Raw genomic sequence first — 6342 nt, forward strand, 5'->3', positions numbered from 1 at the left:
TAAACGGAGTCTCGAATGGGGCACTACAAGAGCAACCTCCGGGACCTGGAGTTCAACCTCTTCGAGGTGTTCAGGCGCCAGGACCTTCTGGGCAGCGGCCCGTACGCCGACCTGGACGAGGAGACCGCGCGCAGCATCCTGGACGAGATGGACCGGCTGGCCGAGGGCCCGCTGGCCGAGTCCTTCGAGGACGCCGACCGCAACCCTCCGGAGTTCGACCCGGCCGCCGGCACCGTCACGATGCCGGAGAGCTTCAAGAAGTCGTACAAGGCGTGGATGGACGCCGAGTGGTACCGCCTGGACCTCGGCCCGGACTTCGGCGGCACCGGCGCCCCGCGCTCGCTGACCTGGGCGGTCGCCGAGCAGGTGCTCGGTGCCAACCCCGCCATCTACATGTTCTCGTCCGGCCCCAGCTTCGCCCAGATCCTCTGGCGCATCGGCACGCCGGAGCAGAAGAAGTTCGCCGAGCTGGCCCGCGAGCGGCAGTGGGGCGCCACGATGGTGCTGACCGAGCCGGACGCCGGCTCCGACGTCGGCGCCGGCCGCGCCAAGGCCGTCGAGCAGCCCGACGGCACCTGGCACATCGAGGGCGTGAAGCGCTTCATCACCTCGGCCGAGCACGACATGTCGGAGAACATCTTCCACCTGGTGCTGGCCCGTCCCGAGGGCGCCGGTCCCGGCACCAAGGGCCTGTCGATGTTCCTCGTCCCCAAGTACCTGGTGGACGTGGAGACCGGTGAGCTCGGCGAGCGCAACGGCGCCTACGTGACCAACGTCGAGAAGAAGATGGGCCTCAAGGTCTCCACGACCTGCGAGCTGACCTTCGGCGAGAAGCACCCGGCGATCGGCTACCTGGTCGGCGGCGTGCACGAGGGCATCAAGCAGATGTTCCTCGTCATCGAGCACGCGCGGATGATGGTCGGCACCAAGGCCATCGCCACCCTGTCCACCGGCTACCTCAACGCGCTGGAGTACGCGAAGGAGCGCGTGCAGGGCGCCGACATGACGCAGATGACGGACAAGACCGCCCCGCGGGTGACGATCACCCACCACCCGGACGTCCGCCGCAGCCTCATGACGCAGAAGGCGTACGCCGAGGGCATGCGCGCCCTGGTCATGCTCACCTCGACCTACCAGGACGCCGTGCAGATCGCCCAGCACGAGGGCCGCAAGGACGAGACCGCCGAGAAGGTCAACGACCTGCTGCTGCCGATCGTGAAGGGCTTCGGCTCGGAGCGGGCGTACGCGCTGCTCGGCGCCGAGTCGCTGCAGACCCTCGGCGGGTCCGGCTTCCTGCAGGACTACCCGATCGAGCAGTACATCCGCGACTCCAAGATCGACACCCTGTACGAGGGCACCACCGCGATCCAGGGCCAGGACCTGTTCTTCCGCAAGATCCTCCGGGACAACGGCGAGGCGCTGAAGGTGCTCGCCGGCGAGATCAGGGCCTTCGTCGAGTCGGAGGCCGGCAACGGCCGGCTGAAGAACGAGCGCGCCCTCCTCGACCGCGCCCTGGACGACGTGCAGGGCATCGTCGACCCGATGGTCGGCTGGGCGCTCGGCTCGATGGAGAACCCGAAGGAGCTGTACCGCATCGGGCTCAACGCGACCCGGCTCCTGATGGCCCTCGGCGACCTCATCGTCGGCTGGCTGCTCTGCCGCCAGGCCGAGGTGGCGCTCACCGCCCTCGGCGGCGGCGGAGTCTCCGACTCCGACAAGGCGTTCTACAACGGAAAGGTCGCGGCGGCGCAGTTCTTCTGCCAGACCGTCCTGCCCCGCCTGGCCGCCGACCGCGCCACGGTGGAGTCGACCACGCTCGACCTGATGGAACTCCCCGAAGAGTCCTTCTGAGCCTCTTCCGTGTCCCGGCCCCCGCCAGCCCGCTCCTGGCGGGGGCCGCCGCGCGTCACATGCTCTCCAGCGCGGCCATCATGAGCAGCACCGAGAACGAGCACCCGGCGAGCAGAACGACTCCGGAAGCGGCAAGCGCCAGCCCCGCCGAGAAAAGCCGCCGCAAAACGAGATACCCGACCACGGTGCCGAGGCAGACGAGCACGGGCAGATAAGGAATGAACAGGGAGACGGTCCCTACCAACAAGGCGCAGGCCACCGCAGCCGCCACCCGGCCCTCGATCCGCAGATCCCCCCGCGTGACCGCAAAGGCAACACCTCCGGCCACCACAGCACTAGCCATGATCATCGAAACGATGAAGTAATCCATCCACACCCTCCGCCCAACCGGATCGTCACCCCGTCAGACCCACCCCAAAGCCAAGAGGTTCGATCTTGCTTCCTGCGGGGTTGCAGCGGGCTTGAAGCGATCACTCACGGACGGCCGCGGCGGCCGTCCTGTCTCCACCTCCGCGGATCGCTTCTACCAGCCGCCACACGGCACTCGACGGATTGGGCGGAAGACCCTCGCCGTTGTGGAGCTTGCGCGCCCTGTCACAGGCATCATCGAGGCCGTCCTCGAAGTCCTCGAACTTCGTCGCGGCCTTCGACCAGTTCGGGCGTATGGCCTTCAGTTCCTTCTCCGCCGCCCGCGCAGATTGGAAAGGCCGGTTGTGCTCCCTCGTATGAAGTATCAGCCAGAACTCGAAACTGGGGGATGTGAGCGCGAGTTTGACTTCTGATCTCCGCGCCTCCTGAACGAGATCCCGGACGAGTCGCTCGTCCAGCTCCGTGTCGAGAACGCACCATATTTCGTCGTACTCGTCCGAGCGGCGGCCACCGGCCTCCCGGACGATGCTCAAGTGATCGCGCTTCGGCGCGTCCACAGCGAGCTGAACCCCCCGCCGCGCCCGCATGCCGGTGAAGTAGTTCTTCTCGGTCTTCCCCTCGCACAGAAGGAGGAAGCTGATCCGCTCCTCCCGGGAGCCGCCGGGCCTTCGTGCGAGACTTGTCTCCCGCCCGACCTTTTGCTTCGAGCGCTTAGGGCTATTCGGGGGCATCAGCGCCGTCTTCCTCTCGAGCGGCGAGCGCGGCGGTGAACAATTCGTCTCTCAGTACCGGTACGGCACCGTAGCGGCCCGCGAGATACCGACGTTCCCTGTTTTCTTCCTTGCGCGGCTTGAAGTCCGACACCGGAAACAGTTCAGTGGCTCCGCACTCGTCCTTCTCGGTGAACCAGATGTGATCCCGCTTGAGGACCTCTTGGCCCTGAATACGGCCTAGTAGGGACACATCATGGCTCGTAAAGATCAGCTGAGCGCCGTGCGGATTGCTCTCGGGCTCGGTGAAAAGCCTGATCAGCTGGGCGGTCAAAAACGGGTGCAGACTTGAATCGAGCTCGTCCACGATGAAAGGGCCGCCTCGGCCGAGCGCTTTGAACGCGGGGCGCGCCAACCAGTACAGGGACTGGGTTCCCGTCGACTGCTCCCGCATCGTCAATGCCGCTCCGCCATCGGCACCTCTGTGCTGGAAGGACAGTCGCTTCCGCTTGGGAGCATCCGGCCTTCCTGGATTGCGGTAACGCGCGCTCTTGCGCGCATCGTACTCTTCTTCGCTCTCTTCGATGACAAGTGCGTCCTCAATTCCAGTGTCCGCCGCACGTAGAAGCGTCACGATGCGCTCCAGGTCGGGATCGTCGTCGGACACCAGCCCTTCCAAGATGTACGGCATCACAAGATGCCGGGCTGTGCGCCACTCAATCCGCTGAAACCATTCATAGACAGGCAGTAGAATGCGCTGCTTAGAGCGCACGGCGACGGAAAGGAAAAGGACGTTCGGCTCAGTGATCTGTTCAGCCTGTTTCAGCGTTTCGGGTGAATGCTCGCCGTACTTGAAGACGTCCAACTCTCGATGGAAAATCACCCGCGGCTTCTTGTGTGGATAGCTGTACATCCACTCTTCGACTACCCGCGCATCATCGACGGCGAACCCATAGGTGTGGCGGACGCCCTCCACAATAATGTCCGCGACAAAGGTGGACGGTTCTTCCAACGCCTCCGGGTCGAGCGCGAAGGGGTGGCGTTCGATCCCCCCGCCAGGCTCGCTCTCCCTGAACGACCGGCTGACCATTGCGGCCATGTACTGCAACGCGTCGATCACGTTGGACTTGCCGGAGGCGTTGGCACCGAAGATCCCCGCGACGGTCAGCGCCTCCCACGGGGCTTCGGCCGGCTCGTCGGCGGCGTAGGACGGGGTGAGCAGAAGTTGTTGCTCCTCCCGCAACGACCGATGGTTCGCCACGCGGAAACTTAGCAGCATCGAGCCTCTGGCCTCCTAGTTCAGACGGTCTCACCTCTCATTGTGCAGGAAAACCGCAGGAGGAGGTGTGTGTGCCTGCCAGTAGCCATGCATCGACACCTGTGCCGGGGGCAAACCGCCACAATCCCGGCGGTGGCTACGGCCGCCACCGGGCGTCGCAAGCGTTCAAGGCGACACACGCTGCCGAGATTAGGAGGCGGCCCAGTCTCGGATTGCTTGAGCGGTCTCCCCAGTAACGTCGGAACCGGGCATGTCGGCGGGGTGGAGCCAACGGTGGGCGGTGTGTTCGCTGCTCAGGACGATGGACTGACCGTTGTGGACGAGGCCGAAGGTGTATTGCCGAGCTTTGCGGCCAGATCCGGCGGTGTAGTCGAAATGGGTGACAGAGCCAGCATTGCCCGCCACTGGCCCTGGAGCAGCCTGATCACCTCGGCGCTCGGGCGGCTGCAGATGCTCTCGGCGCCCTAATACTCCAGCCGCACTTGGAGATCTCGGTCTGATCGAGGCCGGGACATGAGACGGCCACCGCTGTGATCGTGTGGGTGTGTTGGAACCAAACGATCGGCGGTGGCCGTGCCGCCTACTGTAGAAGAGATCGACCCGGCCGCGTGGGCGGATGCGTTCGGTGAGCTGTTCGCGCAGGTGGTGGCGCCGTTCTTCAGGCGGCGGGAGCCGAGGTTGCGGGCCCGTTCGTTCCTGCGGGGATTGCTGAGTGGCCTTGAGCGTAAGAACGGCTGGTCGCTGGCCGAGTTCGCCGGCGACGCCACCCCGGACGGGATGCAGCGCTTGCTCAACCACGCGAAATGGGACGTCGATGCGGTGCGTGACGCGTTGCGGGCCCAGGTCGCCGAGCGGCTCGGTGACGCCGGCGGGGTGCTGGTGGTCGACGACACCGGGTTCGAGAAGAGACGACACCGGGTTCGAGAAGAAGGGCCGCTGCTCGGCGGGGGTACAGCGCCAGTACACCGGCACCGCGGGCAAGATCACCAACTGCCAGATCGGGGTGTTCTGCTCCTATGTGAACCCCGACCGTGCGCGGGTGCCGATCGACCGTGAGCTGTATGTGCCTGGCTCCTGGTTCACCGACCCGGACCGGCTGGCCGACGCCGGCGTCCCGGACGCCGCGGTGTTCGCCACCAAGCCCGAACTGGCGTGGCGGATGATCGAACGCGCCGCCGACGACCCGCTGCTGGTGTTCGGGTGGGTCACCGGCGACGAGGCCTACGGCGACAACACCGCCCTGCGCGCCCGCTGCCGGGCCCGGGGCCTGAACCACGTGTTCGCCGTGTCCTGCGACCATCCGGTGGTACTGAGCCGGACCAAGACCCGCGTCGATCACGCGTTCGCCGCCCTGGAGGACGGGGCGTGGCAGCGGTACTCGGCCGGGCCCGGAGCCAAGGGCCAGCGGTACTACGACTGGGCATGGATCGGCCTGGACGGTGGGTGGCTGCTGGCCCGCCGGTCGATCTCCGCCCCGTCCGAGGTGGCCTATTACCGCTGCTGGGCGACCGGGCCGGTCGCCTTGCCCGAGCTGGTGCGGGTGGCCGGGGCCCGCTGGAGCGTGGAGGAGGTGTTCCAGGCCACCAAGAACGAGGTCGGGCTGGACCACTACCAGGTCCGCAGGCACACCGCCTGGTACCGGCACATCACCCTGGCCATGGTCGCCCACGCCCATCTGGCGTTCCTGGCCGCCGACCCGCCACCCAGCCCGCCGCCCGACCTGCACGGCCACCACCACGACCACGGCGAGGAACGCGACGAACTCGCCACACAGGGGGCCTCAACGGCAAGGACGATCGCACAGTAGGCGGGACGACGGTGACGATCCGGACGAGCTGGTCCCGCTCACGGTCAACGAGATCCGCCGCCTGCACGTCCACCTGCACCCGCCCAGGCACCGGCCAGAACACCATCTGCACTGGTCACGCTGGAGACGCCGCCACCAAGCCCGCGCCCGAAGATGCCACTACCAGCGACAACGACGACTCCTCGATCAATAACTGCGGCTGGAGTACTAACCAACACGAAGCATCCCATCAACACGAGGAAGAACACCCGGGCCCGTGGAACCCCGCCCACCCGACGCGACAGTCGGGCCCAACGGCTGACCCGCCACCGAAAACCAAGAGTCGG

5 protein-coding genes and 2 pseudogenes are annotated in these 6342 nt (G+C 66.4%); 4 read left to right on the plus strand and 3 right to left on the minus strand.

What is annotated here, in order from left to right; translation table 11 throughout:
- The first annotated feature begins 15 nt into the window (after window positions 1–15).
- Window positions 16–1851, plus strand: coding sequence for an acyl-CoA dehydrogenase (locus IEZ03_RS35935; protein ID WP_184879337.1), 1836 nt, complete (start codon window positions 16–18; stop codon window positions 1849–1851).
- Window positions 1852–1906: 55 nt separating this feature from the next.
- Here the strand turns inward: IEZ03_RS35935 and IEZ03_RS35940 are convergent, their stop codons facing one another.
- The 3 genes from IEZ03_RS35940 to IEZ03_RS35950 all read right to left on the minus strand — a co-directional run bounded on the left by IEZ03_RS35940 (window position 1907) and on the right by IEZ03_RS35950 (window position 4209).
- Complete coding sequence (locus IEZ03_RS35940; RefSeq protein WP_184879340.1) at window positions 1907–2221, minus strand: hypothetical protein; 315 nt, start codon at window positions 2219–2221, stop codon at window positions 1907–1909.
- A 100-nt stretch (window positions 2222–2321) separates the two neighbouring features.
- Window positions 2322–2951 carry an RloB family protein gene (locus IEZ03_RS35945; protein WP_184879343.1) on the minus strand — a complete coding sequence of 210 codons (630 nt, stop codon included), beginning with the start codon at window positions 2949–2951 and terminating at the stop codon, window positions 2322–2324.
- A complete protein-coding gene (locus tag IEZ03_RS35950) occupies window positions 2938–4209 on the minus strand; it encodes an AAA family ATPase (RefSeq protein WP_184879346.1) in 1272 nt (423 codons plus the stop codon). Before IEZ03_RS35950 ends, IEZ03_RS35945 begins: the two co-directional genes overlap by 14 nt.
- Window positions 4210–4482: 273 nt before the next feature.
- Here IEZ03_RS35950 and IEZ03_RS35955 point away from each other — a divergent pair, with 273 nt between their 5' ends.
- From IEZ03_RS35955 to IEZ03_RS38975, 3 genes and pseudogenes are all read left to right on the plus strand, one after another.
- Entirely contained in the window at window positions 4483–4677 is a 195-nt protein-coding gene (locus IEZ03_RS35955) for a hypothetical protein (protein ID WP_184879349.1), read from the plus strand.
- Between the two features lie 162 nt (window positions 4678–4839).
- Window positions 4840–6016: pseudogene (locus IEZ03_RS35960) on the plus strand (IS701 family transposase).
- Between the two features lie 19 nt (window positions 6017–6035).
- Window positions 6036–6209: pseudogene (locus tag IEZ03_RS38975) on the plus strand (IS701 family transposase); the annotation flags it as partial.
- Between the last annotated feature and the right edge of the window lie 133 nt (window positions 6210–6342).

The sequence above is a fragment of the Actinomadura livida genome, from assembly GCF_014648675.1.
GTDB lineage: Bacteria > Actinomycetota > Actinomycetes > Streptosporangiales > Streptosporangiaceae > Spirillospora > Spirillospora livida.